A 1,105-nucleotide genomic window follows, 5' to 3' on the forward strand; every position below is an offset into this window, starting at 1 on the left:
CATGTAATCCGCAAACAGGTCCAATTCGATCTTGAACGCTTTATCCGGACGCCAGCTCGGTAACACTTTGACGTTAAAGGTGTCGTCTTCAGCGATCGCTTTGTGGTGTTCTAGTGAATCAATAGGGTCATCGGTTGTGCCCGCCATTACGACGTTCATTTGCTGCATGATGCCACGAGCCGTAAATTCGGGGGTCGCCAGCAGCTCATTACATTGATGCCAAATTTGGTCAGCAGTGTCTTGTCTAAACAGCATATTGGTAATGCCGAATGGGCGACGCAGTTCTAGGTGCGTCCAGTGGTAAAGCGGGTTACCCAAGGTTTGAGGTACCGTCTTCGCCCATGCCATGTATTTGTCGTAATCGCTCGCATCACCCGTAATCAAACGCTCTTCAATGCCTGCCGAGCGCATGCCACGCCATTTGTAGTGATCGCCTTCAAGCCAGATTTGACCTAAGTTATCGAACTGACAATTTTGCGCCACTTCCGCTGGATTTAGGTGGCAGTGGTAATCATAAATTGGCTGGTGGAACGCATGCTCATGGTACAAGCGGCGCGCCGTTTCGTTTGAGAGTAAAAAGTCTTCACACAAGAAATTCTTCATCGTTAACTCCTATTACAACGCAGCGACAGTGGCACGAGCACCGTTATCGATTAGAGATTGGTAAGCACTGCTCACCGCATCAATCACTTGTGGGTTTTGACCAAGCTCTGCAGGGAAGATGGCTTCAACAGCGAGCAACGCAGGCACAACAGAAACGTTCAAGCCGTGTTGGTCGCAAATCTGACGTAGTGTCTCTGCCATTGGATCGCGCACATCAATGTCATTGCCTTGCTCGTCCACGCCGGATACGTAGCGCATCCAACCTGCAATTGCTGTTGCCAACCAAGAGAAGTTAGAACCTTGAGCAAGATGGAATCGCAAGCTGCCACCCATGCGTTGTGGGATCTTCTGGCTGCCATCCATCGCGATTTGCCATGTTTTGTGCTTCAGGCTTGGGTTCGTGAAGCGCTCGATAAGCAGCTTGGCGTAGCCCTCTAAATCGGTGCCATCCGGCATGGTCAGCGAAGGCGCTTGTGCTTGCATCATCATGTCGAATGCTGCT

Annotated in this window: 1 protein-coding gene and 1 pseudogene; both read right to left on the reverse strand. The window is 50.7% G+C overall.

Annotation, left to right across the window (positions count from 1 at the left end):
• On the reverse strand, window positions 1-603 hold a 603-nt coding region (locus R8269_RS25715; protein ID WP_318222975.1), incomplete at its 3' end, for a glucuronate isomerase.
• 12 nt (window positions 604-615) lie between these two features.
• Window positions 616-1,105, reverse strand: a pseudogene (locus R8269_RS25720) (fructuronate reductase); the annotation flags it as partial.

The sequence above is a fragment of the Vibrio sp. Vb0667 genome, assembly GCF_033391095.1.